A 14460-nucleotide genomic window follows, 5' to 3' on the forward strand; every position below is an offset into this window, starting at 1 on the left:
GAATGACGCATATCAAGGGAGGAAAAGTATGAGAAATTTCAAGACGGTCGCCCTCGCGACATTCCTGAGCATTGTGGCCGCCCAAACGGCATTTGCACAGGCCGATGATGACGACGACGATCAGGCGGCACCGAAGCCGAAGGCCGAAGCACAAACCAAGGCACCGGCGGTCACGCGTGCGAGCAAGAACCTCCCGGAACTCATTCTTGGCTCCAAGACCGACGACTTCGCCGTAAACCAGAAGGATTTCGAGCTTGTCGCCGGACAAGGCTACCGCTGGAAGATCACCTCGGCCGCCGGTTTCGAATACAAGTTCTTTACCGACCTTTTCCGCAACGTCTGGATGAATCAGATCGTCATCAACGAGCTCGAGGTGCACATGAACGGGGCACCCGCCTGGCTCGAATTCGATTCACCCGGCACGATCAATGTTCAATTCACCGCGGTTCGCCCGGGCGAATACACATGGTCGGTTCCCGACCTTGCCGACAAGGGAATGAAGGGTAAGATTACCGTCAAATAAGTGATACCGCATACGGTACCAGGGTGGAGCTCAATGGGTACAAATGCCGGACTGAGAAGTATCGAAGGCAGGACTTTGCCGGAAGCAGACGTTCCCGCATTGCAATTGACTTCGGTGAGTTACGCCTATGGCAAACGACAAGCGCTGGATGACATATCATTCTCGATTGCGCCCGGACGTTTTGCCGTTCTTTTGGGTTTGAATGGAGCGGGCAAGACGACGCTGTTCTCATTGATCAGCCACCTCTTTGCCACGCGGCAAGGGAATATTCAGGTCTTCGGGCACGATATAAACCGCAAGTCCGGCGACGCGCTTCGGCGCCTGGGAATTGTTTTCCAGGCGCGAACGCTCGATCTCGACCTTTCCGTACACCAGAACCTCGCCTACCACGCCTCGCTCCACGGCATTGGCTCGCGGCAGGCAAACCAGCGCATCAATGAACTCCTGATGTCGATAGACATGAGCGACCGCCTGCACGAGAAGGCGCGCAGCCTTTCCGGCGGCCAGATTCGCCGCGTCGAAATCATACGCGCGCTTTTGCACCAGCCGTCGCTGCTGCTGCTCGACGAAGCGACGGTCGGGCTCGACATCAAGTCGCGCGCAACGATCCTTTCCGATATCCGCAAGCTCGTCCAGAACGAGGGCATCAGCGTACTTTGGGCGACCCATCTCATCGACGAGGTCAGCCATGCCGACCAGGTGATCGTGCTCGATCGGGGCAAGCTCGTCGCCAATGGCCCCGTGCACGACGTCATCAAACGCGCGGGCGCCGAGACGATCAACGAAGCATTTTCGCGGCTTACGGGCATCGTGGCGTTAACCCCAGGGCTGAAACCATGACGGACATTGCCGGAAACGTACCGCTTCCCCGGTCCTCGGCGCGCAAACGCTTCGGCCTGATGCAATATCTTGTCTGCCTCAAGGGCATTCTTATCCGTGAGGGCCTCCGCTATCTCAACCAGCGCGAGCGGTTCATTTCCTCGCTGGTCAGGCCCCTGCTTTGGCTCTTCATCTTCGCGGCCGGCTTTCGCCAGGTCCTCGGTGTCTCGATCATCCCGCCCTATCAGACCTATGTGCTCTATGAGGTCTATATCACCCCCGGCCTGTGCGGCATGATCCTTTTGTTCAGCGGCATGCAATCATCCTTGTCCATGGTCTATGACCGCGAGATGGGAAACATGCGCACGCTCCTCGTCAGCCCTTTCCCGCGGTGGTTCCTGCTGGTTGCGAAGCTCCTGGCCGGTGTCGCCGTTTCGATCACCCAGGTCTATGCCTTCCTTTTCATTGCATGGTTCTGGGGTGTCAAAGCGCCGCCCATTGGCTATCTCCTGACCCTCCCCGCCCTCTTCCTTGCCGGCATGATGCTAGGCGCGCTTGGCATGCTGCTGTCTTCGGTGGTGAAGCAGCTCGAAAACTTCGCCGGGATCATGAACTTCGTGATCTTCCCGATGTATTTCGCCTCGTCGGCGCTCTATCCGCTGTGGCGGGTACAGGAGGCAAGCCCGCTGCTTTACAAAATCTGCCAGCTCAATCCGTTTACCTATGCCGTGGAATTGATCCGGTTTGCCTTCTATGGGCAGGTCGAATGGACCTCGCTTGCCGTCGTCTGCGGATTTACGCTTGCCTTCATGACCGGCGCCATCATTGCCTACGACCCTTCGAGGGGTCTCACCATTCGCAAGCAGGAGGGAGGAAATACGTGAGACAAGCGCGCAATATTGCCCTGATTTCGGCAACGCTTCTTCCCTTTTTTGCTACGCTTCCCGCTTATGCGGCGGCGAGCAACGATCCGGACTGGCCCTGCATCCAGCGCAAAGTGCCGGAAATTTCGGTCGGGCAGGTCTGGAACGGACCGCAAATTCCCGAAACAGCCAGCGACTGGGGCAACGATCCCAAGATAGATGATCTGGTCAGCGAGATTGCTGCCCGCCGTAACCCGCTCGACGCCGCACAGAAACAGATAACGGAATTTGCCGCCGGACTTCCCAAAGACCAGGCCAACGACAAGCTCTTTCAGGTTTTTCAGGGGGTCTTCGACACGCTCAGCCGCGAGCGCCAACAGGTGATGACCGGTATTTCACGCTACGCCATGCGCCAGCGTGACATGGCGGAGGACCTGCGCAAGGAAGCCGCACTTGTCGATGCCATGCGTGCCAAGCCAGATGCGGATCCGGAAGAACTGGACCGGCAGGACGAACGTCTGAAATGGGAAACACGCATCTTCGACGAGCGCGTGCAATCCCTGACCTATGTCTGTGAGGTTCCGACGATCATCGAGCAGCGCCTCTACGGTTTGGCGAAGACAATCAGCCAGTCGCTGGTCAAGCCGTAGGCTCCGTGACCCGTCCGATTCGCCGATAGGTGAATGTTTCGGCGCCATTCGCCGACGTGCTGGTTCCCGCCGCTTCGTTGATGAGCGCGCCCATGCGTGCGTGCAGCGGAGACTTGATGCAGGCTGGATCGGTAGCGGCGGCATCGCCGGCGATCGCCAGCGCCTGGCAGCGGCAGCCGCCCCAATCGATCTCGCGCCGCTCGCAGCTCCGGCACGGCTCCTGCATCCAATCGGTACCACGGAAGGCATTGAAAGCTGAGGATTCATGCCAGATGCGGCTTAGAGTCCAATCGCCGAAGCGTTCGAAATTCAGGGTTTTGATGGTAGCGGCGGCGTGGCAGGGAAGCACAGTGCCGTCAGGGGCTACCATGAAGGCGTCGCGGGCCCATCCGCCCATGCAGGGCTTTGGATAGATGGCAAAGTAATCGGGTGTGACAAAATCGATGGTCATGATGCCCCGCAACCGCTCCTGCGCTGCCTCGACCACCTCGACCTGGCGTTCGACAGCTTCCCGTTCCGGCATCAGCGCATTGCGGTTGAGCAAGGCCCAGCCCGCATATTGCACATTGGCGATTTCGAGCCGCTCGGCACCGAGTGAGAGTGCGAGATCGATGAAGTCGGGCACCTCTTCCATATTGTGCCGATGGATCGGCGCATTGATGGTCAGCGGCAGGCCGGCGGCGCGAATGCGTCGCGCCGTCTCCAGTTTCTTTTCGTGTGCGCCGCGCGCATTGCCGATCTTTTCGGTCGTCGCTGCAAACGCTCCCTGGAAACTCAGCTGGACATGATCAAGTCCCGCTTCAGCAAAGGACTCGATGCGGCCCTCAGCAATGCCGACACCCGCTGTGATAAGGTTCGTATAGACGCCGCGCCGCGCAAGGCACGCGATGAGGTCAACGAGGTCAGCGCGCAAGGTCGGCTCGCCGCCCGAAAGATGCACCTGCAGCACACCGAGATCGGCCGCCTGTTCAAAGAGCGAGACCCAGCCCTGCGTGTCCATCTCGCGATTGGCCCTGAGCAATTCAACGGGGTTGGAACAATAGGCGCATTGCAGCGGGCAGCGATGCGTCAATTCCGCCAGCATGCCGATCGGGGGTAAGACAGGTTCCGTCATAACGTCACCAGAAATTTGTCGGACCATTCTTGCAGAAAGCCGGTCACATCCGGCGCAATTTCCGCTTCGTCCGCTCCATATTGGTCGCCGAGCGAGGCAATCATTTCAGCCACGGTCTGCCGCCCATCGCATAGACGCAAGATATCAAGACTGACCTCATTGGGCCAGAACACGCGCTCTGGCGACAGGAGGGCCCATGCTTCACGCACTCTATCATATTGCAGACGGACATGCCGCTTCAGGATCGGTTTCGATTGCATCGACACGAGCGAACGGGCACGGGCGGTTTCGATCATGTTCTCTCCGGATCGAAGGCGCCTGGCGGAACGTGGCCCGCTTCGCCATAGGCATGCGCCAGCGCATCGAGCATCGCCCAAAGGACGTCGCACTTGAAAACCAGCGCATCGATAACCGCCTGCTGCTTCTCGGCCGTGTCTGCATGTTTCATGACATAGGCAAGGGCAAAGTCGGAATCGCGCGATGCCTGGGTCGGACGTTTGTCGAAATAGGCCAGAATCTCCGGCGTAACATAATCGTATTTCGCCAGCATCGCCGGAACGCGCTCGCCGATTATGACCGGCGAGAAGAGTTCGGTGAGCGACGATGCCACCGCCTCGAGCAGCGTGCGGTTGGTGCAGAACGAGAGATAGGCGCCGACTGCAAAGCGCGTCGCAGGCAGCGCCAGCTTCTCGCTTTTGACGGCGTCAGCATCGAGGCCTAGCCCCGTTGCGAGTTTCAGCCACCGGGCAATTCCGCCGTTCCAGCCATCACTTCCGTCATGGTCTTCGATCCGCTTGCGCCACTCGGCGCGGAATTCCGGGTCCTCGGCGCGTGCGATGATCATGGCATCCTTGCGCGGAATCACCGACTGATAACAGTAGCGATTGAGCGCCCAGGCCTGCATCTGCGCCTTGGTCAGCGCTCCGCTGGTCATCTGGTGATGATAGGGATGGCGATTGTGATAGCGGACCGCCCCCACTTCGCGCAGAACGTTCTCAAGTTCCGCCGGCGAAAGGCCGCTTCCCGCCGCATTGCTGAAATCGCTCAAAGCCTTACCTCCATGCCGTCATGGGCGACTTCCCATCCCGCCTCCCCGACCGCGGCGCGCTCCGCCGATGCTTCATCCAGGATCGGGTTGGTATTGTTGATGTGGACATAGATCCGCCGCTTGACCCCGAGATTGCTCAGTGCATCGATCGAACCGGAGGGCCCTGAAATGTGCACATGGCCCATCCGCGCGCCGGTCTTGGAGCCGACGCCTGCAGTGATCATCTCGTCATCGGTGAAAAGCGTTCCGTCAAAGAGCAGGCAATCGGCATTCGACAGGCGGCGCTTCAGATTGGCGTCCACGGCTGCACAGCCCGGAACGTAAAATGCTGCATGTGGCGTCTGCGACGACGAGATACGAAGGCCGATCGTGTCGCCCGTCTCGGTGCCGAAACCCTGCGCGGCCAAACTTGGATCTTCGAGAAATAGCGCCACTTTGCCTGGAACGGCAAATGCCTCGACAACGAGACCGGTGGGCTTGCCGCTGGCGTCAGCGATTTTCGTAGGCTCATCGAGCAGAAGCTCGCACCGCTTGACGATCGCTGGATCGAGCACGTTGAAAATGGAATTGCTTGCGAGAACTTCCAGGATTCGCTGGGAGGCGTAGATCGCAAATGGCTCGCGTTCGCGCAGGCTGAGAAGCCCGGCAATATGGTCGACGTCGGCGTTGGTCAGAACGACCGCGCGGATTGGTGTAGACCGCAACGGGCCTGCAGAAGCAGGTTGGAGCTCGGGTGTCGCGGCAATCTGCTCACGGATATCCGGAGACGCATTAAACACCACCCAATCCGTGCCGTTTGCACTGGCAATGAGGCTGGACTGGGTTCGGGGGCGAAGATTGATATCGCCGCTCCGGGCACCTCGGCTCAATCGATAGTTGCAATTCCATTGCGGAAACCCGCCACCTGCCGCTGAACCAATTATCTTCAAACGCATTGCAGGCACGCATCCTCACAGCCGAACAGCAAGCATTAGCACGTGCTTTCAGCTTACGATTGAACCAGAAGGCCGCCCCACGCTCCATATGTGCGTGGGGCGAGAGGTATGTGGCTTATTTCTTGGCCTTCAGTTCCGCTGGCAGGTAACGCGAAAGTTCCATGCCGGCAGCAACTTGGCACATGACTGGCTTTGTCCAGGTTTTCTTCATGCTTTCCTCCTTCTCAAATCAAAGATCATTCCCGATCTTTCTCCAGCATCATACGCCACAATGGCGCAGGATTGAAATCAGTAGGGTTCATTTCTTTGTGTGGCCTGCTTGGCAGCGGTCCATCCATCGGTGCCGAGGGGAAACCAGATCACCGAAGTGTATCCCCATTCGACGGCCCTTTTGGCTGCATTCCACGACATCCAGCAGTTCTCCATACAGTAGAAAATCACCTTCTTGTTCACGTCATCACCCAGTCGAGATTTGAGCCCTTTGCGAAAATAGGCCTCAGTCTCCTTGTTGATGACCCCGTATCCGACATTGGGTAGCCAGATGCTTCCCGGAATGTCCTCTCGAATCTTTTCCTTCCAGATCGTGCCAGCCGGCAATTCTGCTGGCTTCGGATCATGGGGAAGAACATCGACGAAAACAGCATCGTTGCTCTTCCATAGTTCGACCGCCTCGTCCGTCGTGATCACCTTTGCGCCCTTCAGCGTCGCCGGCGTCGGCGCCCTGTAGGCTTCAGTCCTGTAACCGGCGGGCTCGGGAACCGTTTCTGCGGCAAGTGCAAAGCCTGTCCCTGCCACTATCAGAACGACTGCCGCCACAAGCCGGTTCCACTGCAATTTCAAGCGTCCTCCGTCATCCTATTGCGTCACCGGCTTATTGTTCTCATCGATCAACGGAACCTGGTAATCGAGCAGGATTTTGTTGATCTCCGCCTGGTTTTCCCTGATCACCTTATTCAGGGTCCGTTTCCACTCTTGGTCGGACGGGCGCACGCCCATGGTGATGCGGAATGCCATGTGCCCCGACTTCTCATTCAGGAGCGGCACGAAGGCGAGATCGGGATCGATCTGCTTGGCATAGTAGCCTGCCATTGGCCCCCACAGAATGGCGACATCGATGACACCGCTCTTCAGTTCCTTGATCATGACTTCGGCCATGGACGGAGCGAGGCGCGTATCGACCATCAGCGGATACGGATGAACGTTGCGCATATAGCCTGCCTTGGCGAGATTTACCGATGGCGGCGTACCGGCAACCACTCCGATCTTCTTGTTGGCAAGCTTCGGATCCTCGATGCTGTCCACGCCATCAAGCCCGGCGCCCTTCTTATAGATCAGAACGTAGGTCGATCGATAATAGGCGTTGGTGTTCTGGACGAGTTCATCGCCCTGGGCGTAACCCATGATGATATCGCAGCGATGCGCACGCAACGTATTGCGAACGAAACCTGTTGCCATCGGATACCAGGTATAGGCAACCGACTTGCGGCCGGTCTTTGCCGCAACGAGCTCCGCGAGCTTGTTCTCAAAACCTTTGCCGCTCTCGTCGGAAAACGGCATGTCGGAGGGATCGGCGCAAACCCGCAAAACGTCTGGATCGACAAGTTCACCGGCCGCACCGAGCCCCGCCCCCTGCGCCAACGCCGTAGAGGGCGATGCCAGGAATGCCGCCAATGATAATGCGGCAATCCATTGCGGAAGAGAGCGGAGGCGCAGATTCATATCAACCACCCATACAGGATGTTTCCTGCTCCTTGGCCGCATCGGGTTTGTTTTCGTGCTTTGCCGGGCGACCGCGCGGCAAGTCACCGACAGCGCGCGCACGCAGATAGACATAAAGATCGTCCATGTAGCAGTAGACGTTCTTGTTATCGCCAAAGGCCGGCATGACCTTCTCATTGCCACCACTGAGATTTTTGCGCCCGCCGGCAACGATCGCCATGAAATCTGCGTAGTTGATGGACTTCAGCGAAGTTGCGAGGGCCGGGGCAAAGGACGAACCAGCACCATCAGCGCCATGGCAGACGTGGCATTCGGAGTTGAACCGCCGGTAGCCGCTATAGGTGTACCAGTCGACTGTGCCATCTTCCTGTATCTTGTATGTGGGATTTCCCTCTTTGTCGGCATATTTGCCGTTGGCGTCGGATGCGACTGCAGCGGTTGCTGCGTCGTCGGCGTAAGTGCTGCCCTGGCTCGCCAGAAGGGCGAGTCCGGCAGCGACGGCAAGCAATGTCTTTCGAATGGGCATCCGGAGTCCTCTTTCCAATCCGCGGTCAGCATCTCACGATACAGGCCCACGGTTGTTATTGATCAATGTTTCGGCATTTGAGACACGAAGGGCCCGGCCTGGAAGGACCGGGCCCTATTGTTCAGAGCCTGCCTGCGCACGCTCCCAATGTGTCCGACATCGTTCCTGTCATTCAGGAACGGTGAATACGGTCAGCTGACCACCCAACGTGGTGTAGTCGGCCAAACCGGCGTAACCTCCGACGGCGCCGAGACCTGCAGTTCCGACTGACTTGGTTTCGTCGCCCTGGGCCCTGCCCTGATCGACTGCGCCATGCCAGGCAGCTGCATTCTTGGCTTCGAGCAGACCGGCTGCGAGACCGATGCCTGCCCAGCCACCAACACCGGACAGAACGGCAACATATTGTTTGCCCTTATGTTCGTAGGTGGTGACATTGCCGATGATCCCGGAAGGTGTCTTGAACTTGTAGAGTTCCTTACCGTTCTTATCGACCGCCTTCAGGTAGCCTTCGAGTGTGCCGTAGAAGACGACGTCGCCATCCGTGGCAAGGGCGCCGGACCAAACCGAGAACTGCTCGGGAATAGACCAGACGATTTCACCCTTGGCAGCATCCCAGGCAATGAAATTGCCCATGCCGCCGTGGCTGTTGGGAGCCGGATACATGGAAACCGTGGCGCCCACATAAGGCTGACCAGCGGTGTAGCTGACCTTGTAGGGCTCGTAGTCCATGCAGACATGGTTCGTCGGAACATAGAAGAGCTTGGTCTTCGGCGAATAGGCCGCAGGCTGCTGATCCTTCGTACCGAGAGCGGCCGGGCAGATACCGGTCGTATTCGTATCCTCACCCTGAGCCTGGGTCGAATACTTGTCTACGACCTTTGGACGGCCATAGGTCTTGCTGCTCTTGTCCATGTCGACTTCAGTGGCCCAATTGACAGCCGGATCATATTTCTTTGCGACCAGAAGCTCACCGGTTGCACGATCCATCGTATAGGCGAAGCCGTTGCGATCGAAATGCACGAGCACATCGCGATCCTTGCCGTCGATCTTGATGCCATCGGCCAAGATCATTTCATTGACACCGTCATAGTCCCACTCATCGTGTGGGGTCATCTGATAGAGCCATTTTGCCATGCCGGTGTCGGCATCGCGGGCCATAATGGTCATGGACCATTTGTTGTCGCCCGGGCGCTGGTTAGGATTCCAGGTCGATGGGTTGCCCGTGCCGTAATAGATCAGGTTCAGCTTCGGATCGTATGAGTACCAGCCCCATGTCGTCCCGCCGCCGATCTTCCATTGATCGCCTTCCCAGGTATTCGTTCCAGAATCAGGTCCGACTGGCTTGCCGAGCGCGGTCGTCTTTTGCGGATCGATCAAGGTTTCCTTGTCGGATCCCATAGAATAGGCCCGCCAGGCCTGCTTGCCGTCCTTGATATTATAGGCTGTCAGATGACCGCGGACGCCGAATTCACCGCCGGAAACACCGACGAGAACCTTGTCCTTGATGACAACCGGCGCAGATGTGCCGGATTCACCCTTGCTGCCGTCAGCTGCTTCACCATTCTTGACTGACCAGACAACGGCGCCGGTCTTGGCGTCGAGAGCAACAAGGGTCGTGTCAGCCTGGTAGAGGAAAATCTTGCCGTCGCCATAGGCAACGCCGCGATTAACCGTATCGCAGCACATGATCGGAATGACGTTCGGATCCTGCCTTGGCTCGTACCGCCACAGGATTCTGCCGTCATTGTTGAGATCGAGCGCATAGACCGTGTTCGGGTAAGGAGCATGGACATACATGACATCGCCAACTACGAGCGGACCGCCTTCATGGCCGCGCAGTACACCGGTCGAGAACGTCCAGGCGACTTGGAGGTTCTTGACGTTGTCCTTGGTGATCTTCTTCAGTTTCGAGTATCGAGTATTGGCGTAATCGCCCGTCTGCATAGCCCAGTTCTTGGCATCCGAAGACAGGGTCTGAAGATCATCATTGGCAAATGCTCCTCCCACCAACGAGAGCGTCATGGCTGTGGTAGCGAGTGCAATGCCAATGAAGTGTTTGTGTACACGCATTCTGAGTCCTCCCTAAGTTCACTTTAATGAACCATCGGACGGCGCCATCTCAAAGGACGACTCCGCTCCATCAGCTCACGCAAATGGGAAGTATTTCCGGCAGCGTGTCACGACCTAAGCCAGGCGAGCAGAGGGCACCGTTACTGCCCACCCCGCTTGGCCTACGAAGACTGTCACCACTCCCTTGACGGTAACGTCCTTGAAGCCGGAAACAAACCGACGATAGGAGAAACAAATGCATTAAGCAAGCAGGATTATCAATTTATATTTGCTGCATTGCAATACACTTCTATTGCACTGCAGTAACCCTCCTATTTTATTCATATATTCTGCTTTTTGCGGCTGTCACACAATTTGATACTTAAAATCGGCATAAATGTTTGCAGATCGTTCTTACCTTTTGCTATCTACTTGGAAAATGTATATTTCAACACCACGAAAGCGAGAATGCCATGGCCGCGTTCAAAGTTGCCAAATTCGCCATGTTAGCAGTTGCAGCATCTGGCTTCAGTTTGCCGGCAAATGCTGCGTCAGACTACCCCACGGCGACGGTCGCAGAATACGTGTACGCCTGCATGAAATCCAATGGCGAAAACCGGGATATGCTGCAGCGCTGCTCGTGTTCCATCGACGTTATTGCCTCCGTCGTGACCTATCCTCACTACGAGGCGGCTGAGACCTTCAAGCAGATGGGACTGGTTCCTGGCGAGAACGGCGCACTGTTCCGTGAGAGTGCGCCGGCCAAGGCTGCAAACGCAGAGTTGAAGCGGGCGCAGGCAGAGGCTGACGTGCGCTGCTTCTGATCCTCAAAGGGTAGATGACTGGATCGGCCACTCGTTCTGGAACTTCTTACCTTTCGTGTCAGCCGCATCGACCTTGATGTCTTCGTCGGGCTTTGCATTGAAGTCGAAGCGGAAGTTGGGATCCTCCGAGATCGATATGCCGCCTACCATGGACATGATCAAGCGATCGCCCTGAGTGATCGTCAACCCGTCGATGAAATGCGGCGGAATGTAATAGCGCGTGACCTGATCCATCTGGAGCCCGGAATTGTTAGGATGCCGGATCATCAGCTGCATCTCCGTGGCGCGTGTCATCGGCTCAGTGCCCGCAGCCGTCGACGGAAAAACCTTGAGCTTCATCTGGCCGAGCGAAGCCAATGCTTCGTCCTGGTTCTTCATTGCTGGAGCCGAACAGCCGCCTGAGGCCTTTACGAAGGTCTCTGTCATGTGCAGCTTGCCGTCCTCGGTCTCGGCAATCGCCCGGATATAAGAGTAGGCGTTGACGCGCAAACGTGTGGCGAGATGCGTGACGCCGGCATCCTTGCCGAATTGAAAGACCGCGGCGACCGGCGAAGGGTTTTCATCGACGATAAGGGTAACGGCTTTCAGCCTGCCTGACGCGGCGTCGGTCTTGAAACGCAGATCGACCGGAACGATCGCCGCATCTTCCGCGCGTTTCGGTGCCTCGATACTGATGATGCCATCGGCTGGCTCGATCGGCTTCGCGCCGAACACGTCGCCCTTGAGGCTGTTCCAGGTCGTCGGTTCCGGCCCTGAAGCGCTCTGCGCCATGGCGTTCGGCGCCAAGCCGCCAAGAAATGCCAACGACAAAACGATCGCAAAACGGCTGCGCCGATCTGTGAAATTAAAAGTCATGCTTTGCCTCCACCAAGTTTTGGCGGTGCCCGGCCAACTGCCATTATACCACCACGCCGAACTGTCTGGCAAACAACACCGTCATTCCCATTCGAGTTCGGCGAAGGCTGCCGTCGCATTGCGTTCATTGTAGTCGTCAAAGAGATGCCAATTATCTCTTTCGCTTCTGGCCGCGGTCGTGACGGCCTTGGCCATTGGCACGCCATCGGCAATCGACTTGCGGATGTCCGCGGCAAGCACGTCGAAATAGCGACGCTCGGCGTCGAGCGCCTGCGGCCAGTTCACGGGCACGTCGCCGTGGCCCGGGACTGCACGTTGGGCCTCGATGGATGCCAAGGCGCCGAGTTGGGCCATCCAGCCGCGCAAGGATCCGTCCATCGTCGGCAGATGCCCGAGAAAGCAAAGGTCGCCGGTAAAGAACGTCGCGGTTTGTTGATCGAAAACCGTCAGGTCGTTGTCCGTATGGGCAGGTTTCCACGCTTTAAGCGTCAGTTTGCGCCCGCCAAGGTCGATCTCAACGACGTCGGTGACAAGTTGTGTCGGCGGCATGATCCTGACGTCTGCCATCAGCGCAGCGCCCATGGCATCGCGGTAGCTCTGCAAGTAGAATTCGCCGCGGGCGGCAAGGGCTCGCGGCAGATTGTGGTGCCCGACAATTGTCGCGCCCGTCTCGGCAAAAGCGGCATTGCCGAAGATGTGATCCGGATGCATGTGGGTGTTGATCAGGTAGCGGATCGGCTTGTCGGTCACGGCGCGGATCGCAGCGACGAGTTCCCTTCCCTCGGCCGTGCTTCCTCCGCTATCGATGACCGCAACACTCTCATTGCCAACGATGAAGCCAAGATTGCAGATCTTCCCCTCGTTGGCGGCTAGCATGAGGGCTGGAACACCCCTGAAGGCGTAAACCCCGCTAGCAATCTCGGTCACCGTCAGCGATGACTGCGCCCTTGCGAAGCCGGAATGCATCATACCGCAACAGGCAAAGAGCATTCCTGTCTTGATGACGCTTCGCCGGGTGGGCGCCGAAATCATGGTTCAGTCCTTATGCCGGCGAATTTCTCCCGGAATGATCGCAGCAGATCGGCATTTATCTGTTCGTTGCGATAATTGCGCGGCAGCCGGATGTCGAACGTGCCAAGGACGTGGGTCGGCCTGTCGGAGAGGACGACAATGCGGTCGGAAAGCATGATTGCCTCCTGCAGGTTGTGCGTTACCATCAAGGCCGTCGTGGGGCGGTCCGACCAGACGCCAAGCAGGAGATGCCGCAATTGCTGGGCAGTCGAGGCATCAAGGGAAACAAACGGTTCGTCGAGGAGGAGAATATCGGGCTCGATAGCCAATGCCCGGGCGATTGCTGCGCGGCGCGCAAGGCCGAGTGAGAGCTCCGAAGGGTAGAAGCCGCGCATCTTGGCGAGGCCAAGACTTGCGAAAAGCTGGTCCAGGCTGGTGTCGCGAAGGTGCGTCGGGAGGGCAAGCCGAACGTTCTGTTCTACGGTCCGCCAGGGCAAAAGCAGTGGTTCCTGAAATACGGCACCCATGCGCGCCTCCACCTTTCCAGGCAGCTGGACGGAGCCGCGAAACTCTCGGTCGAGCCCGAGCAGGATGCGCAGCATTGTCGTCTTGCCGCATCCGGAGGGTCCCAGCACGCAGGCAAATTCATTCTCCCCCACCTCGAAATTGAGGTCGCGCAACACCTCGATCGTTCCGCCGTCCGAGGTGCGGAACGATTTCTCTTCGATGTTGACCTTAAGCCGCGCGGCGGCGCCAGCGAGTTGATGAGCGTTCAAGGGGTTGTACCAGGAGGAGTTCGATGAAAAGCATGACCGCGACGAAGGCAAGCGCATAGGCCAGGATCGCCGCGACGTCGAAAAGTTGGAAGAAGAGGTTGATCTCGAAACCGACACCGTTCGACCGGCCGAGCAGTTCGACGACGAGTACGATCTTCCAGATCAAGGCAATACCCGAACGCGACGCAGCGGCGATGTAGGGCTGCAATTGCGGCAGGAGAATATGGCGAAGCCGATCAAGGGGTCCAAATCGATAGACGGCTGCCATCTCGGCATAGCGCGGATCAAGCGCGCGCGTGCCTTCGCGCATGGTGACGATGACGTTTGGGATCTTGTTGACGGCCACGGCACCGATCGCCGCCACCTCGTTGAGGCCGAACCAGATATAGGCGAGGACGATGACGACGAGCGCCGGAATGTTGAGAAACAGTATGAGCCACGGGTTGAAGAATTGGTCGGCGCGCCGGAAACTGCCGAGGAAAACACCGATGACCGAGCCTATGACCATGGCAAGGACGAACGATGCCGCGACGCGCCAAAGCGTCATGCCAAGATGGTAAGGCAAATCACCGCTCGCCGTTTCGCGCAGGAAAGTTTGGAAGACCGGCAACGGACCCGGTAGGGAGCGGCTTGGCCATGTAACGGCAGCGAAATGCCAGGCGGCCAAAAGGACAGCAAAAGACAGTGCGATCATGATCGGCGAGGTCAGTTTGCTGCGATCTGCCGGTGCCCTTCCCCGGTGCATGCG

18 protein-coding genes are annotated in these 14460 nt (G+C 58.0%); 5 read left to right on the top strand and 13 right to left on the bottom strand.

All coding sequences use genetic code 11. The annotated features are described in order from the left end of the window. Positions 1 to 28 precede the first annotated feature (28 nt). Genes BR48_RS0119710 through BR48_RS0119725 form a run of 4 tightly spaced genes read left to right on the top strand, consistent with a single transcriptional unit; the run spans position 29 to position 2855 of the window. On the top strand, positions 29 to 523 hold the full coding sequence (locus tag BR48_RS0119710; RefSeq protein WP_027232886.1) for a hypothetical protein: 495 nt from the start codon (positions 29 to 31) through the stop codon (positions 521 to 523). Positions 524 to 556: 33 nt separating this feature from the next. Then, the gene (locus BR48_RS25060) at positions 557 to 1363 is read left to right on the top strand and encodes an ABC transporter ATP-binding protein (RefSeq protein ID WP_051615259.1); all 807 of its coding nucleotides are present in this window, start codon (positions 557 to 559) and stop codon (positions 1361 to 1363) included. 59 nt (positions 1364 to 1422) lie between these two features. Then, positions 1423 to 2226 (top strand): ABC transporter permease, encoded by an 804-nt coding sequence (locus BR48_RS0119720; RefSeq protein ID WP_051615293.1) that lies wholly within the window; start codon positions 1423 to 1425, stop codon positions 2224 to 2226. Continuing rightward, on the top strand, positions 2223 to 2855 hold the full coding sequence (locus BR48_RS0119725) for a hypothetical protein (protein ID WP_051615261.1): 633 nt from the start codon (positions 2223 to 2225) through the stop codon (positions 2853 to 2855). Before BR48_RS0119720 ends, BR48_RS0119725 begins: the two co-directional genes overlap by 4 nt. On the opposite strand, the gene pqqE is transcribed toward BR48_RS0119725, so the two are convergent. The 9 genes from pqqE to BR48_RS0119770 form a co-directional block, all read right to left on the bottom strand. Then, entirely contained in the window at positions 2845 to 3969 is a 1125-nt protein-coding gene (pqqE, locus tag BR48_RS0119730) for a pyrroloquinoline quinone biosynthesis protein PqqE (protein ID WP_027232889.1), read from the bottom strand. The genes BR48_RS0119725 and pqqE overlap by 11 nt on opposite strands. Beyond that, positions 3966 to 4265, bottom strand: a complete 300-nt coding sequence (gene pqqD / locus BR48_RS0119735; RefSeq protein ID WP_027232890.1) for a pyrroloquinoline quinone biosynthesis peptide chaperone PqqD — start codon at positions 4263 to 4265, stop codon at positions 3966 to 3968. Before pqqD ends, pqqE begins: the two co-directional genes overlap by 4 nt. Next, positions 4262 to 5017, bottom strand: a complete 756-nt coding sequence (gene pqqC / locus BR48_RS0119740) for a pyrroloquinoline-quinone synthase PqqC (protein WP_027232891.1) — start codon at positions 5015 to 5017, stop codon at positions 4262 to 4264. The genes pqqD and pqqC overlap by 4 nt, the downstream gene beginning before the upstream one ends. After that, positions 5014 to 5952, bottom strand: coding sequence for a pyrroloquinoline quinone biosynthesis protein PqqB (gene pqqB, locus BR48_RS0119745; protein ID WP_027232892.1), 939 nt, complete (start codon positions 5950 to 5952; stop codon positions 5014 to 5016). The genes pqqC and pqqB overlap by 4 nt, the downstream gene beginning before the upstream one ends. A gap of 115 nt (positions 5953 to 6067) precedes the next feature. Continuing rightward, positions 6068 to 6163 (bottom strand): pyrroloquinoline quinone precursor peptide PqqA, encoded by a 96-nt coding sequence (locus tag BR48_RS26355; RefSeq protein WP_113280421.1) that lies wholly within the window; start codon positions 6161 to 6163, stop codon positions 6068 to 6070. A 77-nt stretch (positions 6164 to 6240) separates the two neighbouring features. After that, positions 6241 to 6792: a PQQ-dependent catabolism-associated CXXCW motif protein gene (locus BR48_RS0119755; protein ID WP_027232893.1), complete on the bottom strand. Its 552-nt coding sequence runs from the start codon at positions 6790 to 6792 to the stop codon at positions 6241 to 6243. Positions 6793 to 6807: 15 nt separating this feature from the next. Continuing rightward, positions 6808 to 7671, bottom strand: a complete 864-nt coding sequence (locus BR48_RS0119760; RefSeq protein WP_027232894.1) for a substrate-binding domain-containing protein — start codon at positions 7669 to 7671, stop codon at positions 6808 to 6810. Between the two features lies 1 nt (position 7672). Beyond that, positions 7673 to 8197 (bottom strand): c-type cytochrome, methanol metabolism-related, encoded by a 525-nt coding sequence (locus tag BR48_RS0119765; RefSeq protein ID WP_051615263.1) that lies wholly within the window; start codon positions 8195 to 8197, stop codon positions 7673 to 7675. A 168-nt stretch (positions 8198 to 8365) separates the two neighbouring features. Further along, positions 8366 to 10219, bottom strand: coding sequence for a methanol/ethanol family PQQ-dependent dehydrogenase (locus BR48_RS0119770; protein ID WP_036815081.1), 1854 nt, complete (start codon positions 10217 to 10219; stop codon positions 8366 to 8368). A gap of 500 nt (positions 10220 to 10719) precedes the next feature. Between BR48_RS0119770 and BR48_RS0119775 the strand changes: the two genes are divergently transcribed. After that, positions 10720 to 11070 (top strand): hypothetical protein, encoded by a 351-nt coding sequence (locus BR48_RS0119775; RefSeq protein WP_027232897.1) that lies wholly within the window; start codon positions 10720 to 10722, stop codon positions 11068 to 11070. Positions 11071 to 11073: 3 nt separating this feature from the next. On the opposite strand, the gene BR48_RS0119780 is transcribed toward BR48_RS0119775, so the two are convergent. From BR48_RS0119780 to BR48_RS0119795, 4 genes are all read right to left on the bottom strand, one after another. Continuing rightward, positions 11074 to 11925, bottom strand: a complete 852-nt coding sequence (locus BR48_RS0119780) for a quinoprotein dehydrogenase-associated SoxYZ-like carrier (protein WP_051615265.1) — start codon at positions 11923 to 11925, stop codon at positions 11074 to 11076. A gap of 81 nt (positions 11926 to 12006) precedes the next feature. Next, positions 12007 to 12915: a quinoprotein relay system zinc metallohydrolase 2 gene (locus BR48_RS0119785; RefSeq protein ID WP_245273620.1), complete on the bottom strand. Its 909-nt coding sequence runs from the start codon at positions 12913 to 12915 to the stop codon at positions 12007 to 12009. 38 nt (positions 12916 to 12953) lie between these two features. Beyond that, positions 12954 to 13712: an ATP-binding cassette domain-containing protein gene (locus BR48_RS0119790; protein WP_027232900.1), complete on the bottom strand. Its 759-nt coding sequence runs from the start codon at positions 13710 to 13712 to the stop codon at positions 12954 to 12956. Continuing rightward, positions 13672 to 14406, bottom strand: a complete 735-nt coding sequence (locus tag BR48_RS0119795) for an ABC transporter permease (protein ID WP_027232901.1) — start codon at positions 14404 to 14406, stop codon at positions 13672 to 13674. The genes BR48_RS0119790 and BR48_RS0119795 overlap by 41 nt, the downstream gene beginning before the upstream one ends. Between the last annotated feature and the right edge of the window lie 54 nt (positions 14407 to 14460).

The organism is Phyllobacterium sp. UNC302MFCol5.2 (genome assembly GCF_000686005.1).
GTDB lineage: Bacteria > Pseudomonadota > Alphaproteobacteria > Rhizobiales > Rhizobiaceae > Phyllobacterium > Phyllobacterium pellucidum.